Source organism: Candidatus Frankia alpina, assembly GCF_902806485.1.
GTDB lineage: Bacteria > Actinomycetota > Actinomycetes > Frankiales > Frankiaceae > Frankia > Frankia alpina.
This window is the reverse complement of the sequence record NZ_CADCWT010000102.1, coordinates 1-15,841: the sequence shown is the minus strand read 5'-3', so window position 1 is coordinate 15,841 and position 15,841 is coordinate 1. Positions and strand designations below refer to the sequence as shown.

The following is a 15,841-nucleotide window of genomic DNA, read 5'->3' as shown; positions in this document are numbered from 1 at the left end:
GGACATGGCGGCGAGTGCCCGCAGGCCCTCCGCCGGCAGGGCGATCCCGGTTTCGGAACCCGGGTCGACTGCCAGCAGCAGGTCGTCGGACGGCCAGATCCGGCCCAGGGTCGCGATCTGCACCGTGCGGTAGCGGGCGACGTCGGGCAGGGCCTCCGTCAGGCGTTGCTCGGAAGTGAACGTCGGGACGAATTGGGTTCCGTCCTGACGCTCCGCAACGGGTAGTTGCAGGACCTCCCTCTCCTCGGACAGGTCGGTGGTCTCGTTACCGAGGTCGGGTAGCAGGACATCCGCGAGGGCGAGGTCACCGAGCGCGGAACGCTCGTCGGCCCCCGCTGCCAGGCGATGCAATGCGTCGAGCGCCGCCGCGCCCTGCTCGGACGCCCGGCCACCGGCTGTCGGCGCCCCGCCGGGCCCGGCGCCGCGGTCGGCCGCGCCGACGTACGCCGGGTCGCGGTCGGAATCGCCGCGGGACTGGCCGGGAGCGCCTGGGCCAGCGGATGCCAGGTCGGGACGTAGCTGATCATCGGTCACGGGTGACTCCCTTGACGTGGATGAACGTGCTGACGTTAGGTGCCGTAAGCCCTTCGCCTACCCGGTCGCGGGCGCCCCGAACGGATGACCCGCAACAAATCTCGCCAGCCGCCCGCAGCGGCCACCGACCTCGCGCTTACCCGTCTACCCATTCCCTGGATCGGTGGTCCTGATGCGGGACACCGGCCCGTTCCCGGACGCGCACGGAACGTAGCAGTCTGATCTCATGGAGGCACAGAATCCTGATATGCCCGCTTCGGTGGGCCGGATGGACTGGGACTTCTTCGTGTCCTACACATCCGCGGATCGGGCCTGGGCTGAGTGGATCGCCTGGCAACTGGAGAAGACCGGCTACCGGGTGCTGATCCAGGCGTGGGACTTCGTCCCCGGCGCCCACTGGATGACCCGCATGACCGACGCTGCTCGAGAGGGCGGCGCCGCGCACTGGTATCCGGAGGCCGCACCGACAACCTCGTCGGGCTCCCGGAAGCCAGGCGAGGGCCGGTGGTCTCGGAGTGAGCTCGCGGACGCCCCGGAGCACCGCCTGTCCCGCCGTGTGGAGAGGCCGGGTGGGTCGGTCAGGGGCGCAGGGCGAGGTCGGCGATGAGGGCGCGGCGGGTGGCGCCGGTCAGCGGGGTGGACTCGCTGTACTCGGCGTGGTCGACGACGAGCTCGGCGAGGACGTCCGGGTCGCGGAAGGCGTCGCGGAGTTCGTCGGTCAGCACGAAGCGCACCATGTGCACCGACACCGTCTCGGACGGGACGTCCGTGTCCTCGTCGAGGCCGGGGATCTCCTCCCCCGCGATGCAGCTGCCACCGATCTCCAGGGCCAGGCTGTGCTGCAGGCCGGCGAGGCGGCTGAGCTCCTCGCGCACCGTCTCGAGCACGTTGAGCTCGATGAACACGGTCGCGGTCAGGACGTGGCTGCCGGGCAGCAGGCGGGAGTACGCCTCGATCTCATGGGCGACGTCGGCGGAGGCCGTCAGCCGCTCGGTGTAGACCATCTCCTGCACCTGGTAGCGCAGGGTCTGCTCGTTCTCGAACTCGGCGAGGACAATGTCACCGACCCGGACGCGGCGCTCGGCGCGCACGGGGAGCATCTGGCGGCGCAGCTGCGGGCGACTCTCCGCGTACGTCTGGTGGTCGGTGGTGATGTCGGCGACGGTCAGCGCCATGGCGCGGCCTCCTGTCCGGAAGCGAGGGTGGTGATCGACGGGTAATGGGGCGGCGCGGTGCGCGGTGGGGAGTACCGGCGGTGGCCGGCTCCGACGGAAGGATGCTCGAAGCCGGCCACCGGTGTGGTGCGAGGGGGCCGATCAGGCGTCGGCGGTCTCCTCGGCGTTGAGGGCGTCGAGGGCCTTCTTGAACCGGCCGGCGTGGGTCTTCTCGGCGCGGGCGAGGGTCGAGAACCAGTCCGCGATCTCCTCGAAGCCCTCCTCACGGGCGGTCTTCGCGAAGCCGGGGTACATGGCGGTGAACTCGTAGGTCTCGCCGGCCACGGCGCTGGCCAGGTTCTTCGCCGTGGTGCCGAGCGGCTCGCCGGTGGCCGGGTCGCCGACCTCGGCGAGGAAGTCCAGGTGCCCGAAGGCGTGCCCGGTCTCACCCTCCGCGGTGTCGCGGAACAGCGAGGAGGCGTCGGTCAGGCCCTCGATGTCGGCGCGACGGGCGAAGTACAGGTAGCGCCGGTTGGCCTGGCTCTCGCCGGCGAATGCCTCCTTGAGGTTCTCGTGGGTCTTGGTGCCGTCAAGCTTCGGCATGAAGCGCTCCTTTGGCGTGGGTGTTCACTGTCGGACCGGTCCCGCCCGCGGCGCGGGCCGGATCGGAGCTGTTCGCCTGACAGTCCGGGCACATCCCCCGGAACTGCAGGTCGTACCCGGTGATGGCGAAGCCCGAGCGACGGGCGATCTCCGCCATCATTCCGTCCGGTACGGGGTGATCCAGGTCGACCGCGCGGCCGCAGCCGTCGCAGACCGCGTGGTCGTGGCGGCAGGTGTTGGCGTCGTACCGGGCCGCCGCGCCGTCGCCCAGGTTGAGTTCCAACGCCCGACCGGTCGACACCAGCAGCGAAAGGGTGCGGTACACCGTAGCGCTGCCGATCCGTGGGGAGGTGCGGCGTACCCGCTCGTATACCTCGGCCGCGGTGGGATGGTCGTCGGCGGCCCGTAGGACCTCCAGGACGGCCATCCGTTGGGGGGTCAGTCGAAGATCAGCCAGGTCGGTCATGGGATCACGCCCGTCGGTCGCAGCGGAGCGCCGGGTCCGTCGTCCCGGGCGCATGCCCGGGGTGTCGCCGACGGTTGGCTCCACTGGTTGAGAACGAATCTCAGTATCACTGTTGTTCCCACCTTCTGGCAACCGCCCCGGACCGCCGCCGAGCGCGGCGGACCCACGCGGCGGACCCACGCGATGGACCCACGCAGCGCCGCCTGCTCAGCGGGCCCAGTGGAGAAGGGATGACGCGACCCCACCAGCGGGTAATCTTCGGAGCGGATCGTGCCGGTCATCCGGTCGCTCCCGATCACTCCCGATCGCCCGCCCCACGGCGGGTCCGACCGGCGGCCCGGGGCGGCGGTCCGCCCCGGGCCGCCGGTCGGCGGTGGCCACCTGATGCGAAAGGCCGTGGGCGCTATGAGCACCGTCCTCGTCTACGCCGACCGCGCCGACGTGCGCGCGCGAGTCATCACCGCGATCGGTCGGCTGCCCGCCGCCGACCTCGGCCCGCTGGAGTTCGCCGAAGCCGCCGACGCCACCGCGGCGATCGACGTCGTCGACCACCACGAAGCCGATCTGTGCATCTTCGACGGGGAGGCCACCCCCACCGGCGGCATGGGCCTGTGCCGCCAGCTGAAGAACGAGGTGGCCGACTGCCCGCCGACGATCCTGCTCGTCGCGCGGGCGGACGACCGGTGGCTGGCGACCTGGTCGCAGGCCGACGCGGTCGTCCCCCACCCGGTCGATCCCGGCCGGCTCACCGAGTCCGTCGTGACGCTGCTGCGTGCACGGGCCGGCGGCGCGGCGGCCCGGCGGCCGCTGACGGGCGCCCAGCTCGCCGGCTGACGCAGGTGACCATCGAGGCCACCGTGCCCCCACTGGGCCACCCACTCGGCCACCCGCCGGGCCGGTCACCGCGGTGACGAGCTGGCCGGAGCTGATCGGCGCCCTGCTCGCCCGCGAGTCCCTGGATTCGGCGCGGACGGCCTGGGCCATGGACCAGATCATGTCCGGCGCCGCCTCCCCCGCCCAGATCGCCGGGTTCGCGGTGGCGCTACGCGCCAAGGGCGAGACGGCGGCCGAGATCGGCGGCCTGATCGCAGCGATGCTCACCCACGCCGCTGTGCTGCGGATCCCCGACGACGTCCGAGGACGCGCGGTCGACACCTGCGGGACGGGCGGCGACCGGTCGAACACGGTCAACCTGTCCACCATGGCCGCCCTCGTCGTCGCCGGCGCGGGCGTGCCCGTGATCAAGCATGGCAACCGGGCCGCGTCGTCAGCCTGCGGTTCGGCCGACCTGCTTGCCGAGCTCGGCGTCGTCGTCGACCTGCCACCGCCCGGCGTCGAAGCGTGCCTGCAGGTGGCCGGCATCGCCTTCTGCTTCGCCCGGATCTTCCACCCGGCGATGCGGCACGTCGGCGGCCCGCGCGCCGAGATCGGCGTCCCGACCGCGTTCAACATCCTCGGCCCGCTGACCAACCCGGCCAACCCGGGCGCGCAGGCCATCGGGGTCGCCGACGCACGCTTGGCGCCGGTCGTCGCGCAGGTCCTCGCCGACCGCGGCACCCGCGCTCTGGTCTTCCGCGGCGACGACGGCCTCGACGAGCTCACCCCGACGACCACGTCCACCGTCTGGGTGATCCCCGGCGAGGCGGTCGGGGACCCGGCTGTGTCGCCGCGCCGCGAGCAGTTCGACCCGCGCGACGTCGGCATTCACGTGCCGGACATCGCCGCCCTGCGCGGCGCCGACGCCCCCCACAACGCCGCCGTCACCCACGCGCTGCTGGCCGGCGAGCCGGGGCCGGTCCGCGACGCGGTGCTGCTCGCCGCCGCCGCCTCCCTGGTCGCCGCGGCGGGCCCGACCAAGGCGCCGATCACCGAGCAGATCGCCGGCGTGCTGCCCCAGGCCGCGAGCGCCATCGATTCCGGCGCCGCCGCCGCGGTCCTGGCGCGCTGGGTGGAGGCCAGCCAGGCCGCCGCCGCCATCACCCGCTGAGCCTCGGCCCCTGGCCGGGGTTCCAGTTCCTCCTCTGTGCGTAATCATTTGGGCACGAATGGGCACGAAAAAAGCCAGAGAAGACGCGTGTGGGGCCGGCAGATGCCGCAGCATCTGCCGGCCCCACACGCGCTGGTGCAGAGGTCGCCGGCCGGGTTCTACCGGGCCGCGGGGCACATCTCAGTCCTCGGGCACCGGGGGGTGCCAGAAGTTCTCGAACACGAGGCAGGTCGCGAACACCACAACCATCGCCAAGCCGAGGACGAGCAGCCAGATCCCGAAGACGAGGCCCATGGCCGCCGTCACCGAGCTCGCGCCGATCAGGAACGGGTAGTAGCTGCCCGGCGTGAAGTGCCCGAGCTCGCCGGCGCCGTCCGCCACCTCGGCGTCGGGCAGGTCCTGCGGGCGCATGCCGATCCGGCGGCCGGTGAAGATGAGGTAGCCGCCAACCAGCAGACCCAGCCCGGTGGTGAGGGTGAGCGCCGCGGTGCCGGTCGGGTCCTTCGCCCAGAACCAGTAGACCAGCGCCGCAGCCCCGGCGAAGACGCCGAAGAAGCTGAAGACGATGCCTTCCACCTTCATACGATCACCGTCCCCTAACCGATCTCAGGTGTCGCGTGGTAGTCGACCCGGCCGACTGTGGCCGGGAAGTGCAGGTCGAACGCAGGCCGCTCGGAGCGGATCCGCGGCAGCGTCCGGAAGTTGTGCCGCGGCGGCGGGCAGGAGGTCGCCCATTCCAGCGAGTTGCCGTAGCCCCACGGGTCGTCGACGACGGCGAGCTGACCCTTGCGGTACGAGTGCCACAGGTTGTAAATGAACGGCAGTGTCGACAGGGCCAGCAGGAACGACCCCGCCGAGGAGACCGTGTTCAGGGTGGTGAAGCCGTCGGACGGCGCGTAGTCGGCGTAGCGCCGCGGCATGCCGCGCAGGCCCAGCCAGTGCTGCACCAGGAACGTGGTATGGAAGCCCAGGAACACCGTCCAGAAATGGATCTTGCCCAGCCGGTCGTTCATCATCCGGCCCGTGACCTTCGGGAACCAGAAGTAGGTGCCGGCGTAGGCGGCGAACACGACGGTCCCGAAGATCACGTAGTGGAAGTGGGCGACGACGAAGTAGCTGTCGCTGACGTGGAAGTCGATCGGCGGGCTGGCCAGCAGCACCCCGGTCAACCCACCGAACAGGAAGGTCACCAGGAAGCCGATGGCGAACAGCATCGGCGTCTCGAAGGTGAGCTGCCCGCGCCACATCGTGCCGATCCAGTTGAAGAACTTGATGCCGGTCGGCACCGCGATCAGGAACGACAGGAAGGCGAAGAACGGCAGCAGCACCGCGCCGGTGACGTACATGTGGTGCGCCCACACCGCGATCGACAGGGCGCCGATGCCGATGGTGGCGAAGACGAGGCCCTTGTAGCCGAACAGCGGCTTGCGGGAGAACACCGGCAGGATCTCGCTGATGATCCCGAAGAACGGCAGCGCGAGGATGTAGACCTCGGGATGGCCGAAGAACCAGAACAGGTGCTGCCAGAGCAGCGCTCCGCCGTTCGCGGCGTCGAACACGTGCGCACCGAACCGGCGGTCGGCCTCCAGCGCCAGCAGCGCCGCGGCGAGCACCGGGAACGCGACCAGCACGAGGATCGAGGTGACCAGGAAGTTCCAGCAGAAGATCGGCAGCCGGAACATCGTCATGCCGGGCGCACGCAGCGTCAGGATCGTGGTGATCATGTTGACGGCGCCGAGAATGGTGCCGAGACCGGAGATGGTCAGGCCGACGATCCACAGGTCGGAGCCCGCCCCAGGCGAGTAGATATCGTTGTTCAGTGGCGAGTAGGCGAACCAGCCGAACGACGCCGCGCCGTTCGGGGTGAGGAAGCCGGCGATGACGGTCAGGCTGCCGAACAGGAAGAACCAGTAGGACAGCGCGTTCAGCCGCGGGAAGGCGACGTCCGGCGAGCCGATCTGCAGCGGCACCAGGAAGTTCGCATAGGCGAACGCGATCGGCGTCGCGAACATCAGCAGCATCAGCGTGCCGTGCATCGTGAACAGCTGGTTGTACTGCTCGTTGGAGAAGTACTGCAGGCCCGGTCGCGCAAGCTCGGCCCGCATCATCACGGCCAGGATGCCGGCGAACAGGAAGAAGGCGAACGAGGTCACGAAGTACATGACCGCGATGTCCTTGTGGGACGTCGTGCGCAGATAACCGAGCAGGTTCGTTTGCTTGGGTAGGTGGGGTTGCTCGGGCTCGGCGTGGCCGACGCCCTGCTCTTGCACGAGGGTCACTGTCCGCTCCCGGTAGTGGCAGTGGTTGCGGTGCTGGCGGCGGTCGTCGTTCCGCCGGACGTCGACGGAACGGGGGCGTTCTGCCGCTCCGAGATGAACCTGTCGTACTCGTCCTGCGGCACGACCTTCACGTAGAAGTTCATCCGGTCGTGATCGGTCCCGCAGAGCTCGGCGCAACGACCGATGAAGGTGCCGGTCTTGGTCACGGTGAGCTCGAACTGGTTGACCCGACCGGGCACGACGTCCCGCTTGAACAGGAACTCGGGCACCCAGAAGGAGTGGATGACGTCCGGCGAGGACTCCACGAACCGGATGGACCGGTTCTGCGGCAGGACCAGCACCGCGGGCTCACCGGGCCGGCCGATGACCTCGATCTGGTTCGGCCCCTTGTGACCGGCGCCCGGGTCGATGTACTTGAACAGCCAGTTCCACTGGAAGCCGATGACGTTCACCGTGACGTCCGGGCTGGCCGAAAGCTTCGTGATCTTCGACTCGTCGCGCGCGGTGTAATAGAACATCGCGCCCACGATCACGACGGGAACGACGGTGTACAGGATCTCGACGGGCAGGTTGTACCGAACCTGCCGTGGGAACACGTCGGTGCGCTTGCGGAAAGCGACGACCGCGTAAAGGATCATGCCCCACACGATCACGCCGACGATCAGCGCGGCGATCGCCGAGCCCTGCCAGATATTGAGCAGCCGCGGGGTGTGGTTGGTCACACCGTCCGGGTAGCCAAAGTTGGGTTTGTCGCAGGCAGTCGCCGCGATCCCCACAACGGCAAGCGCGCCGACCAGGCGCAGGGGTCGGCGCCCCGGCCGCGCCCGTCGCCTCCCATGGGCGCCGACCGTGCCAACCGCGTCGTTCGCGACCCCGCCCGCGCTGCCAGAGTCAGCCGGCGTCGTCGGCGTGTCCTCGACATCCGCGACCGACGGCCGGGTCCGACCGAAGGATCTCCTCACCAGGTCCTGCCTCCCACGACTAGCGGCCCGCGTCGATGGGGCGGAGGCTGTCCGCCGCCATTCGCGAAGCCCCAGAAACGCCATGTCAACCCGGTCGATCCCTCCGGACGACATGCTGTCTTCGACACGCTGTAGATGGTGCGGCAGCAGCGTATCTCAGCGACCCAGCAGCTTCTCGCCACAGGCCCCATCAAGGGCCTGTGACGCACGACCCCTCAGGGCCCGCCACGGCGTAGCGTCACACCCGTGTCGACCTATCTCGACCATGCCTCGGCCACACCCCTGCACCCCGCGGCACGGGAGGCTCTCGGGGTGACGCTGCAGGACGGCTGGGCGGATCCGGCCCGGCTTTACCGGGAGGGCCGGCGCGCCCGGATGCTGCTGGATGCGGCCCGCGAGACGGTCGCGGGGGTCCTGGGCACCCGGCCCGACGAGGTCAGCTTCGCGGCGAGCGGGACCGCGGCGGCCACGCTCGCGTTGCTCGGCACCGCGTCCGCCCGCCGCCGCGCCGGCGATGTGATCATGGTAAGCGCGGTCGAGCACTCCAGCGTGCTGCACGCGGCGCAGCACCACGAACAGGCCGGTGGGCGGCTCGTCGAGGTGGGGGTCGACCGCCTCGGGCGGGTGGATCCGGCCGCGTTCGCGCCGGTTCCCGGCACCGCCGTCGCCAGCCTCCAACACGCCAACCACGAGGTCGGCACCGTCCAGCCGGTCGCCGAGGTCGCCGAGCGCCTGCATGCCGCGGGCGTCCCGCTGCACACCGACGCCGCCGTGACGGTCGGCCGGGTGCCCGTCGACCTGGGCGTGCTCGGCGCGGACCTGCTGACCGCCAGCGCCCACAAGTTCGGCGGCCCGGCCGGGGTGGGCATCCTCGCGGTGCGCACGGGAACCCGCTGGCGCAGCCCCTGGCCGGCCGACGAGCGTGAGGGCGGACGAGTCGCCGGCTACCCGGACGTCCCCTCGATCGTGGCCGCCGCCGCCGCACTGGCGGCCCGCACGGCGGAGCTCGCGGCGGAGGGCCCGCGGCTGGCCGGCTACGTCCGTGACCTGCGGCGCCGGCTGCCCGACCTCGTCGACGGGGTGGAGCTGCTCGGCGACCCGGACCGGGCCCCGACTGTGCCGCACATCACCGCGTTCTCCTGCCTGTACGTCGAGGGCGAGGCGCTGCTGACCGAGCTGGACCGGGCCGGCATCGCGGTCGGCTCCGGGTCGAGCTGCACCTCCGACACGCTGGTCCCGAGCCACGTGCTGGTCGCGATGGGCGCGCTGACCCACGGGAACCTGCGGGTGTCGTTCGGCCGCGATTCCACCCAGGCCGACCTCGACGCTCTCCTCGCAGTCCTGCCGAGCGCCGTGCGGGCCGTCCGGGCGCGCCTGGGGGCGGACGAGCTGTGACCGGTTGGCCCAGGACGGCGCGACATGCGGCCGGTCGGCCCGGGGCGGCGGGCCCGGCGGCCGAGCGACCAACGTCACCCGGATCCACCGACGCCCGGCACGGCACCGTCCGGCTCGCGACCGGCCGGCTCACGACCGGCCGGGTGGAGGGGTGGGTGGGGAGATGAGCCGGCGATGACCACGGACAGGCCGGCGGACACCGGAACGGGGCCCGATCGTGCTATCGCCGCGCCGGCGGGCACGGTGGACTCCCGCGGCCGGCGCTGCCCGCTACCGATCATCGACCTCGCCCGCGCCTTCGGCTCGGTGGCGCCCGGCGACACCATCACCCTCTGGGCGGACGATCCGGCCGCCGGCCCGGACGTGGCGGCCTGGTGCCGGCTGCGGGGTCAGCTCCTGGTCGCGGTGCGCCCGCTGCCGGCCGGCGGCGAGGAGTTCGTCATCCGACGCCTCCCCTGAGCCCGGCCGAAGCGGCTCAGACCACGGGCAGGTGCTCGGCGATCTGGGCGGCCGCGTCGGCGCCGTAGGCCTCGGTGATCCGCTTGAGCATGTCGGACGGTTCGACCGTGTACTCCTGCGGGCCGAGAGTCTCCAGCGTCAGAGTGGCGAGCAAGCAGCCCACCTGGGCGGAGTGTTCGAGCGGCAGCTCCCACGACAGCCCGGCGAAGAAGCCGGCGCGAAACGCGTCACCGACACCCGTAGGGTCCGGGGTGGCCCGCGCGGGCACCACGGGGACGCGGATCGGGTCGCTCTCCGGCGCCTCGATCACCACGCCGTCCTTGCCGTGGGTGGTGATCCGCACGCCGACCTTCGCCAGGATCTCCGCGTCGCTCCAGCCGGACTTGCTCGCCAGCAGCGCCTTCTCGTACTCGTTGCAGAACAGGTAGGCCGCGCCGTCGACGAGCTCACGGATCTGCGGGCCGTCCAGCAGCGCCAACTGCTGGGACGGGTCGGCGGCGAAGGCGTAACCGCGTTCGCGGCACTCTTGGCTGTGCCGCACCATCGCGTCCGGACTGTTCGGACTGATGATCACGATATCCAGCGCGCCGAAGCGGTCCGCGATCAGCCCGAGCTCGATCTCGGCGGCCTCGCTCATCGCCCCCGGATAGAAGGAGGCGATCTGGTTGAGATCCTCGTCGGTGGTGCAGATGAAACGGGCCGTGTGCGCGATCTCACTGACCCGGACGGCGGTGGTGTCCACGCCGTGTCGGTCGAGCCAGGAGCGGTAGTCGCCGAAGTCCTCCCCGACGGCACCGACGAGGATCGGGTGCAGGCCGAGCCGGCCGAGACCGAACGCGATGTTGGCCGCCACCCCACCGCGGCGGATCACGAGTTCGTCGACAAGGAAGGACAGCGACACCCTGTGGAGCTGGTCGGCGAGCAGCTGCTCGGCGAACCGCCCCGGGAAACGCATGAGGTGGTCGGTGGCAATGGAACCCGTCACGGCAATACGCACGATCGTGGAGCCTACCGCCACCCGGCTCAGCCCGGAGCAGCCGGGAGACGGACAAGCCCGGCCCGACCGTGGTGGGTCGGGCCGGGCTTGTCCGTCAGGATCTATTCGGCGGCGTCGCCGGGATGCCGACTACGACCCCCCGTGCCGCTGGTGACCCGTGCCGCTGGTGAGAGGAATGCACCAGGGCCAGGGGCGGCCACGAACGGCACGCAGGGCGGCCGCCCGGTCGATCAGTGGAACGAGTCGCCGCAGGCGCAGGAACCCTGCGCGTTCGGGTTGTCGATGGTGAAGCCCTGCTTCTCGATGGTGTCGACGAAGTCGATCGTCGCACCGCCGAGGTACGGGGAGCTCATCCGGTCGAGGACGACCTTGACTCCGGAGAAGTCCAGGACGGTGTCACCATCGAGGGACCGCTCGTCGAAGAAGAGCTGGTAGCGCATCCCGGAGCAGCCCCCGGGCTGCACCGCGATGCGCAGCTTGAGGTCATCGCGGCCCTCCTGCTCCAGCAGGTTCTTGACCTTGCCCGCGGCCGTGTCGGTGAGGTTGACGGTCGAGGACTGCGTCGCGGTCTCCGTCGTGTCCTGAACGGTCATAAGGACTACTCCTGCCCTTGCTGGACGTGCCTGGCGTACCAGGCTCACTGGTTCCGGTCGGGTACTGCGCTTCCGGTCGGTTGCATCCGGTCGGGTACTGCCTGCGACCGGCCGAGTCGCCTCGGCCGGCGCCTCGGACACGGCACAGCGTCTGCGCCGACGTTCATGCCCAACACCATGGGACTGGATCCGCTTCCCATCGTAGCGACGCCATCGGGACCCGGCCATGGCGCCGACTGGTGGGCCACGAGACGCCGATCACCTCAGGTCACATTCGTGACCGCGTTCACGTTCATGACGGAACCAGACCGGCAACCTGGACAAGCCGGCGCCCGACCGGCAGAGCTCCGCATACGATGGCCGCGGGGAGTTAGAGTCTCATCGACCATTCGCGGATGGCCCCGGCGGGATCGCCGGTCGGTCGGCGCGGACGACCAGGCGGCCAGGCTGCGGGCCGGTCGACCGGAGGAGCGCCATGACCATCAATCCGACCCTGGGTCGGGATCCCGCCCTCGCGCAGGTGGGCGTCGCCCCGTCGCCCCTGGCCCTGCTGCTGCTCGGCCACGGGTCGGATCCGGCGAGCGAACGTGGCGTCGACTGCCCCGGGGAGTTGCCTCCCGCCGCGGACCCCACCCTCGCGGCCCGCGCCCTCGCCGCAAAGACCGCGCTCGGTGACCGGGTCTTCATCCTGGGGCATCACTACCAGCGCGACGAGGTCATCGCGTTCGCCGATGTGACCGGCGACTCGTTCAAGCTCGCCCAGCAGGCCGCCGCCCGCCCGCAGGCCGAGGCGATCATCTTCTGCGGCGTGCACTTCATGGCGGAGAGCGCCGACATCCTCACCGGCGCGCACCAGCGGGTCATCCTGCCCGACCTCGCCGCCGGCTGCTCGATGGCCGACATGGCCACCGCCGAGCAGGTCGAGCAGGCCTGGGACGACCTGCTCGACGCCAGCGTCGCCGCGGGCACCGTCCCGGTCAGCTACATGAACTCCTCGGCCGCCATCAAGGCGTTCACCGGCCGCCACGACGGCACGATCTGCACCTCTTCGAACGCCCGGCAGGCACTGGAATGGGCGTTCGGCGAGCGCGGCGGAACCCGCGTGCTGTTCCTGCCCGACCAGCACCTCGGGCGCAACACCGCCGTCGGCGAGCTGGGGATGACCGAGGCGGACTGCGTCGTCTACGACCCGCGCCGGCCCGGCGGCGGACTGACCCACCGCCAGCTGCGCGAGGCGAAGATGATCCTCTGGCGCGGGCACTGCTCGGTGCACGGGCGCTTCACCCGCGACAGCGTCGACGAGGTGCGCGCGCGCGTCCCCGGGGTCACCGTGCTCGCGCACCCGGAGTGCCGCCGGGAGGTCGTCACCGCGGCCGACCTGGTCGGCTCCACGGAATACATCATCTCCGTCGTCGACGCCGCCCCGGCCGGCGCGGCGTTCGCCATCGGCACCGAGCTGAACCTCGTGCAGCGGCTGGCGAAGCGGCACCCCGACAAGACCATCGCCTTCCTGGACCGTACGGTGTGTTTCTGCTCCACCATGAACCGGATCGACATGCCGCACCTCGTCTGGGCGCTGGAGTCACTCGTCCGCGACGAGACGGTCAACCAGATCGCCGTCGACCCGGACGTGGCCACCTTTGCCCGGAAGGCACTCGATCAGATGTTGGCACTGCCCTGATGGCCCTGCTGAAGCGGCGTGGCTCCGCCGAGGTCGACGCCGAACCGCTCGCCGAGCAGGTCGAACCAGTCGAGCCGGCCGACCCGCGGCGCACCGCGGCGAAGGGGCGGCCCACCCCGAAGCGCTCGGACGCCCGGGCCGCCCGGGGCAAGAGCGCCGCGCCCACGGGCAAGGGTGCGAGCCGCCAGGACGCCAAGTCCACCCGGCGCCGGCAGAGCCAGGAGTATCGGGCGGCGATGATGTCCGGGGACGTCAGCCGGCTGCCGCCGCGCGAGCGGGCCCCGGAGCGGGTGCTGGCCCGCGACCTCGTCGACACCCGGATCACCGTCGGACCGTTCTTCCTGGTGGCCGCCGTCGTCTACTTCGTCGGCGGGCTGATCCCGAACGGCGCCGTGCGGCTCGCCGCGACCCTGCTGATGCTGATCGGCATCATCGCGGTCGTCATCGACTCGATCGTGCTCTCCTGGCAGGTCAGCCGCAAGGTCGCCGAGCGCTACCCGGACTCGCGGGTGCGGGTGCCTGCCTACGCTGCGCAGCGGGCCCTGCTGCCGCGGCGGTGGCGCCTGCCCCGGCCTCGGGTGTCCCGCGCCGACTCGCGGCCCTAGTCCGCTCTCCGGTGTGTGGACTCCCTTTCGGGTGAGTCCGTCGTAGGTTTGTGACGTGAAGCATCGACGCCTGGGGCGCACCGGCCTGTCCGTCAGCGAGATCTCCTACGGAAACTGGATCACCCACGGTGATCAGATTGAGGCGGACGCGGCGACGGCCTGCGTGCGCGCCGCCCTCGACGAGGGCATCACGACCTTCGACACCGCGGACGTGTACGCGGGCACCCGCGCCGAGAGCGTGCTGGGCGACGCCCTGCACGGCGTGCGCCGGGAGTCCTACGAGCTGTTCACCAAGGTCTACTGGCCGACCGGCCCCGGCGAGAACGACAAGGGCCTCGGGCGCAAGCACATCATCGAGTCCGCCCACGCCTCGCTGCGCCGGCTGCGCACCGACCACCTCGACCTCTACCAGGCGCACCGCTACGACCCGACGGTGCCGCTGGAGGAGACGCTGCGGGCCTTCGACGACTTGGTCCGCGCCGGCAAGGTGCTCTACATCGGGGTCTCCGAGTGGACCGCCGAGCAGATCACCGACGCGGTGCGGATCGCGGGCGAGCTGAGCCTGGACCGGATCATCTCCAACCAGCCGCAGTACTCGATGCTGTGGCGCACCATCGAGGCCGAGGTGGTACCCGCCAGCGAGCAGGCCGGCATCTCCCAGATCGTCTGGTCGCCGATCGCGCAGGGCGTGCTGACCGGCAAGTACCTGCCTGGCCAGCCCCCGCCGAGCGGCAGCCGCGCCACCGGCGGGGCCGGCGCGACGTTCATCGCCCGGCTGCTCAACGACGACGTCCTGGCCGCGGTACAGGACCTGCGCCCGATCGCCGCGGACGCCGACCTGACCATGGCCCAGCTCGCCGTCGCCTGGGTGCTCCAGAACGACAACGTCGCCTCGGCGATCATCGGCGCCTCCCGGCCGGAGCAGGTGCGGGAGAACGTCAAGGCCGCCGGGGTGACCCTCGACCCGGCCCTGTTCAAGCGGATCGACGACGTGCTCGCCGACGTCATCCAACGCAGCTGAGGCCGCCGCCGAGCCCGATCGAGGTGACCGGTGAGGCGAGGGGCGGGCGGGGCTCAGCCTGAGCGGTCATCGTCGACGGGCCGGCGGAAGGCGGCGGTCAGCGCGGCCCAGGTCTGATCCAGGTCCGAGCCCGGCAGGTACCGACCGTCCAGCTCGAGGATGACCGTGCCGTGCGCCGCCGCCCACAGCGCCTGCGCGCGGTAGGGCTCCCCCATGGCCCGGTAGAACGGCTCGCCCGCCCATTTCTCCACGCCCGCGGTGAGCTGATCGCGGCGCAGCGGGCCAGCGGTGACCAGCCGGTAGAGGTTCGGCTGCGCGCGGGCGTGCGCGCGGTAGGCCGCCAGCAGGTCACCGAGCACGCCCGCGGCGTCGGCGCGGTCGACGACACCGTGTAGCAGGTCACCGGTCTCGACGAGGGCGGCGTCGACCAGCATGGTCTCCAGCTGCATCTTGCCGGCGAGGTGTTTGTACAGCGAGGGCGCGCGGATGCCCAGCAGCTCGCCGAGCCGGCGCATCGTCAGCGCCGCCGCGCCCTCCTGTTCCAACACCGCCCGCGCGACGGTGATGATCTCGCCGACCCGCGGCGAGGTCGGCGCCAGCTCGGGCCGAGGCGCGACAGGCGCCAGCGGCAGCCCGCCCAGGGCCTGTGGTGTGCCCATCGGTCCCCTCTCCCGCGGCGCCGGGGTGACGAGGCCGCCGATCAACCCGCGGTCAGCGCGAAGACCGGATGCCGCGGCGCGATCCGGCGGATCTCCTCGTCGGTGGAGTCGGGCCCGATCCCGTCGAAGAAGACGCCGACCTCGGCCTTCCAGCGCTTCAGGTAGGCCCGCAACACGGCGACGCTGTCCGCCGGGTCCAGCTCGTCGGCGTGGTAGAGCGTACGCGAGCGCCCCCGCAGCTCCCCGCCCGCGGCGCGGACGTTGCGGACCCACTGCCCGTGCCCTCGGGCGGACACCAGGTACTGCCGCCCCTCATAGGTGAGCAGGTTCACCGGGGTCCGCCGCGGCTGGCCGCTGGCCCGACCGCGCACCTCCAGCACCCGGCTGCCGAGCACGCTCACGCCGGCCCGGGTCACGAGGGTCACGAGGGTCACGAGGGTCACGAG

The 15,841-nt window shown here is 71.3% G+C and carries 19 protein-coding genes; 8 read left to right on the top strand and 11 right to left on the bottom strand.

The window, feature by feature from the left end; all coding sequences use genetic code 11:
• On the bottom strand, positions 1–534 hold a 534-nt coding region (locus G6R25_RS12790; RefSeq protein ID WP_163553154.1), incomplete at its 3' end, for an SseB family protein.
• Between the two features lie 247 nt (positions 535–781).
• Here G6R25_RS12790 and G6R25_RS28875 point away from each other — a divergent pair.
• Complete coding sequence (locus G6R25_RS28875) at positions 782–1,141, top strand: toll/interleukin-1 receptor domain-containing protein (protein WP_268904133.1); 360 nt, start codon at positions 782–784, stop codon at positions 1,139–1,141.
• Here the strand turns inward: G6R25_RS28875 and G6R25_RS12780 are convergent.
• The 3 genes from G6R25_RS12780 to G6R25_RS12770 all read right to left on the bottom strand — a co-directional run bounded on the left by G6R25_RS12780 (position 1,113) and on the right by G6R25_RS12770 (position 2,757).
• On the bottom strand, positions 1,113–1,709 hold the full coding sequence (locus G6R25_RS12780) for a DUF3501 family protein (RefSeq protein ID WP_163553153.1): 597 nt from the start codon (positions 1,707–1,709) through the stop codon (positions 1,113–1,115). The two genes, G6R25_RS28875 and G6R25_RS12780, sit on opposite strands and share 29 nt — an antisense overlap.
• A 141-nt stretch (positions 1,710–1,850) precedes the next feature.
• Positions 1,851–2,291: a rubrerythrin family protein gene (locus G6R25_RS12775; RefSeq protein WP_009742898.1), complete on the bottom strand. Its 441-nt coding sequence runs from the start codon at positions 2,289–2,291 to the stop codon at positions 1,851–1,853.
• On the bottom strand, positions 2,278–2,757 hold the full coding sequence (locus tag G6R25_RS12770) for a Fur family transcriptional regulator (protein WP_136448478.1): 480 nt from the start codon (positions 2,755–2,757) through the stop codon (positions 2,278–2,280). Before G6R25_RS12770 ends, G6R25_RS12775 begins: the two co-directional genes overlap by 14 nt.
• Before the next feature lie 405 nt (positions 2,758–3,162).
• Between G6R25_RS12770 and G6R25_RS12765 the strand changes: the two genes are divergently transcribed.
• Complete coding sequence (locus G6R25_RS12765; protein ID WP_163553152.1) at positions 3,163–3,591, top strand: hypothetical protein; 429 nt, start codon at positions 3,163–3,165, stop codon at positions 3,589–3,591.
• Between the two features lie 73 nt (positions 3,592–3,664).
• On the top strand, positions 3,665–4,744 hold the full coding sequence (gene trpD, locus G6R25_RS12760; protein ID WP_163553151.1) for an anthranilate phosphoribosyltransferase: 1,080 nt from the start codon (positions 3,665–3,667) through the stop codon (positions 4,742–4,744).
• 180 nt (positions 4,745–4,924) lie between these two features.
• On the opposite strand, the gene ctaF is transcribed toward trpD, so the two are convergent.
• From ctaF to ctaC, 3 genes are read right to left on the bottom strand one after another with little or no spacing between them, the layout of a single operon-like run.
• Positions 4,925–5,326, bottom strand: a complete 402-nt coding sequence (ctaF, locus tag G6R25_RS12755; RefSeq protein ID WP_163553150.1) for an aa3-type cytochrome oxidase subunit IV — start codon at positions 5,324–5,326, stop codon at positions 4,925–4,927.
• A gap of 14 nt (positions 5,327–5,340) precedes the next feature.
• The gene (gene ctaD / locus G6R25_RS12750; RefSeq protein WP_163553149.1) at positions 5,341–7,023 is read right to left on the bottom strand and encodes an aa3-type cytochrome oxidase subunit I; all 1,683 of its coding nucleotides are present in this window, start codon (positions 7,021–7,023) and stop codon (positions 5,341–5,343) included.
• Entirely contained in the window at positions 7,020–7,985 is a 966-nt protein-coding gene (gene ctaC / locus G6R25_RS12745) for an aa3-type cytochrome oxidase subunit II (RefSeq protein ID WP_163553148.1), read from the bottom strand. The genes ctaD and ctaC overlap by 4 nt, the downstream gene beginning before the upstream one ends.
• A 246-nt stretch (positions 7,986–8,231) precedes the next feature.
• On the opposite strand from ctaC, the gene G6R25_RS12740 reads away from it, so the two are divergent.
• Positions 8,232–9,380: a cysteine desulfurase family protein gene (locus G6R25_RS12740; protein WP_163553147.1), complete on the top strand. Its 1,149-nt coding sequence runs from the start codon at positions 8,232–8,234 to the stop codon at positions 9,378–9,380.
• A gap of 174 nt (positions 9,381–9,554) precedes the next feature.
• Entirely contained in the window at positions 9,555–9,839 is a 285-nt protein-coding gene (locus G6R25_RS12735) for a sulfurtransferase TusA family protein (RefSeq protein ID WP_136447569.1), read from the top strand.
• A 16-nt stretch (positions 9,840–9,855) separates the two neighbouring features.
• Here the strand turns inward: G6R25_RS12735 and G6R25_RS12730 are convergent, their stop codons facing one another.
• Positions 9,856–10,836 (bottom strand): carbohydrate kinase family protein, encoded by a 981-nt coding sequence (locus G6R25_RS12730; RefSeq protein ID WP_163553146.1) that lies wholly within the window; start codon positions 10,834–10,836, stop codon positions 9,856–9,858.
• Positions 10,837–11,066: 230 nt separating this feature from the next.
• Positions 11,067–11,429: an iron-sulfur cluster insertion protein ErpA gene (gene erpA / locus G6R25_RS12725; RefSeq protein WP_136447570.1), complete on the bottom strand. Its 363-nt coding sequence runs from the start codon at positions 11,427–11,429 to the stop codon at positions 11,067–11,069.
• Positions 11,430–11,904: 475 nt separating this feature from the next.
• Here erpA and nadA point away from each other — a divergent pair, with 475 nt between their 5' ends.
• Genes nadA through G6R25_RS12710 form a run of 3 tightly spaced genes read left to right on the top strand, consistent with a single transcriptional unit; the run spans position 11,905 to position 14,736 of the window.
• Positions 11,905–13,110, top strand: a complete 1,206-nt coding sequence (gene nadA, locus G6R25_RS12720; RefSeq protein WP_163553145.1) for a quinolinate synthase NadA — start codon at positions 11,905–11,907, stop codon at positions 13,108–13,110.
• Entirely contained in the window at positions 13,110–13,715 is a 606-nt protein-coding gene (locus G6R25_RS12715; RefSeq protein ID WP_163553144.1) for a DUF3043 domain-containing protein, read from the top strand. Before nadA ends, G6R25_RS12715 begins: the two co-directional genes overlap by 1 nt.
• Before the next feature lie 55 nt (positions 13,716–13,770).
• On the top strand, positions 13,771–14,736 hold the full coding sequence (locus tag G6R25_RS12710; protein ID WP_163553143.1) for an aldo/keto reductase family protein: 966 nt from the start codon (positions 13,771–13,773) through the stop codon (positions 14,734–14,736).
• Positions 14,737–14,789: 53 nt separating this feature from the next.
• Here the strand turns inward: G6R25_RS12710 and G6R25_RS12705 are convergent, their stop codons facing one another.
• Positions 14,790–15,395: a TetR/AcrR family transcriptional regulator gene (locus tag G6R25_RS12705; RefSeq protein WP_136448779.1), complete on the bottom strand. Its 606-nt coding sequence runs from the start codon at positions 15,393–15,395 to the stop codon at positions 14,790–14,792.
• A 41-nt stretch (positions 15,396–15,436) separates the two neighbouring features.
• Complete coding sequence (locus G6R25_RS12700; protein WP_235948235.1) at positions 15,437–15,838, bottom strand: nitroreductase/quinone reductase family protein; 402 nt, start codon at positions 15,836–15,838, stop codon at positions 15,437–15,439.
• Positions 15,839–15,841 lie beyond the last annotated feature (3 nt).

Coding starts and splice junctions, on each gene's coding strand:
- G6R25_RS12770 (WP_136448478.1), bottom strand. CDS start 2,757: ATGACCGACCTGGCTGATCTTCGACTGACCCCCCAACGGATGGCCGTC.
- G6R25_RS12780 (WP_163553153.1), bottom strand. CDS start 1,709: ATGGCGCTGACCGTCGCCGACATCACCACCGACCACCAGACGTACGCG.
- G6R25_RS28875 (WP_268904133.1), top strand. CDS start 782: ATGCCCGCTTCGGTGGGCCGGATGGACTGGGACTTCTTCGTGTCCTAC.
- ctaF (WP_163553150.1), bottom strand. CDS start 5,326: ATGAAGGTGGAAGGCATCGTCTTCAGCTTCTTCGGCGTCTTCGCCGGG.
- G6R25_RS12775 (WP_009742898.1), bottom strand. CDS start 2,291: ATGCCGAAGCTTGACGGCACCAAGACCCACGAGAACCTCAAGGAGGCA.
- erpA (WP_136447570.1), bottom strand. CDS start 11,429: ATGACCGTTCAGGACACGACGGAGACCGCGACGCAGTCCTCGACCGTC.
- G6R25_RS12765 (WP_163553152.1), top strand. CDS start 3,163: ATGAGCACCGTCCTCGTCTACGCCGACCGCGCCGACGTGCGCGCGCGA.
- G6R25_RS12735 (WP_136447569.1), top strand. CDS start 9,555: ATGACCACGGACAGGCCGGCGGACACCGGAACGGGGCCCGATCGTGCT.
- nadA (WP_163553145.1), top strand. CDS start 11,905: ATGACCATCAATCCGACCCTGGGTCGGGATCCCGCCCTCGCGCAGGTG.
- G6R25_RS12715 (WP_163553144.1), top strand. CDS start 13,110: ATGGCCCTGCTGAAGCGGCGTGGCTCCGCCGAGGTCGACGCCGAACCG.
- G6R25_RS12705 (WP_136448779.1), bottom strand. CDS start 15,395: ATGGGCACACCACAGGCCCTGGGCGGGCTGCCGCTGGCGCCTGTCGCG.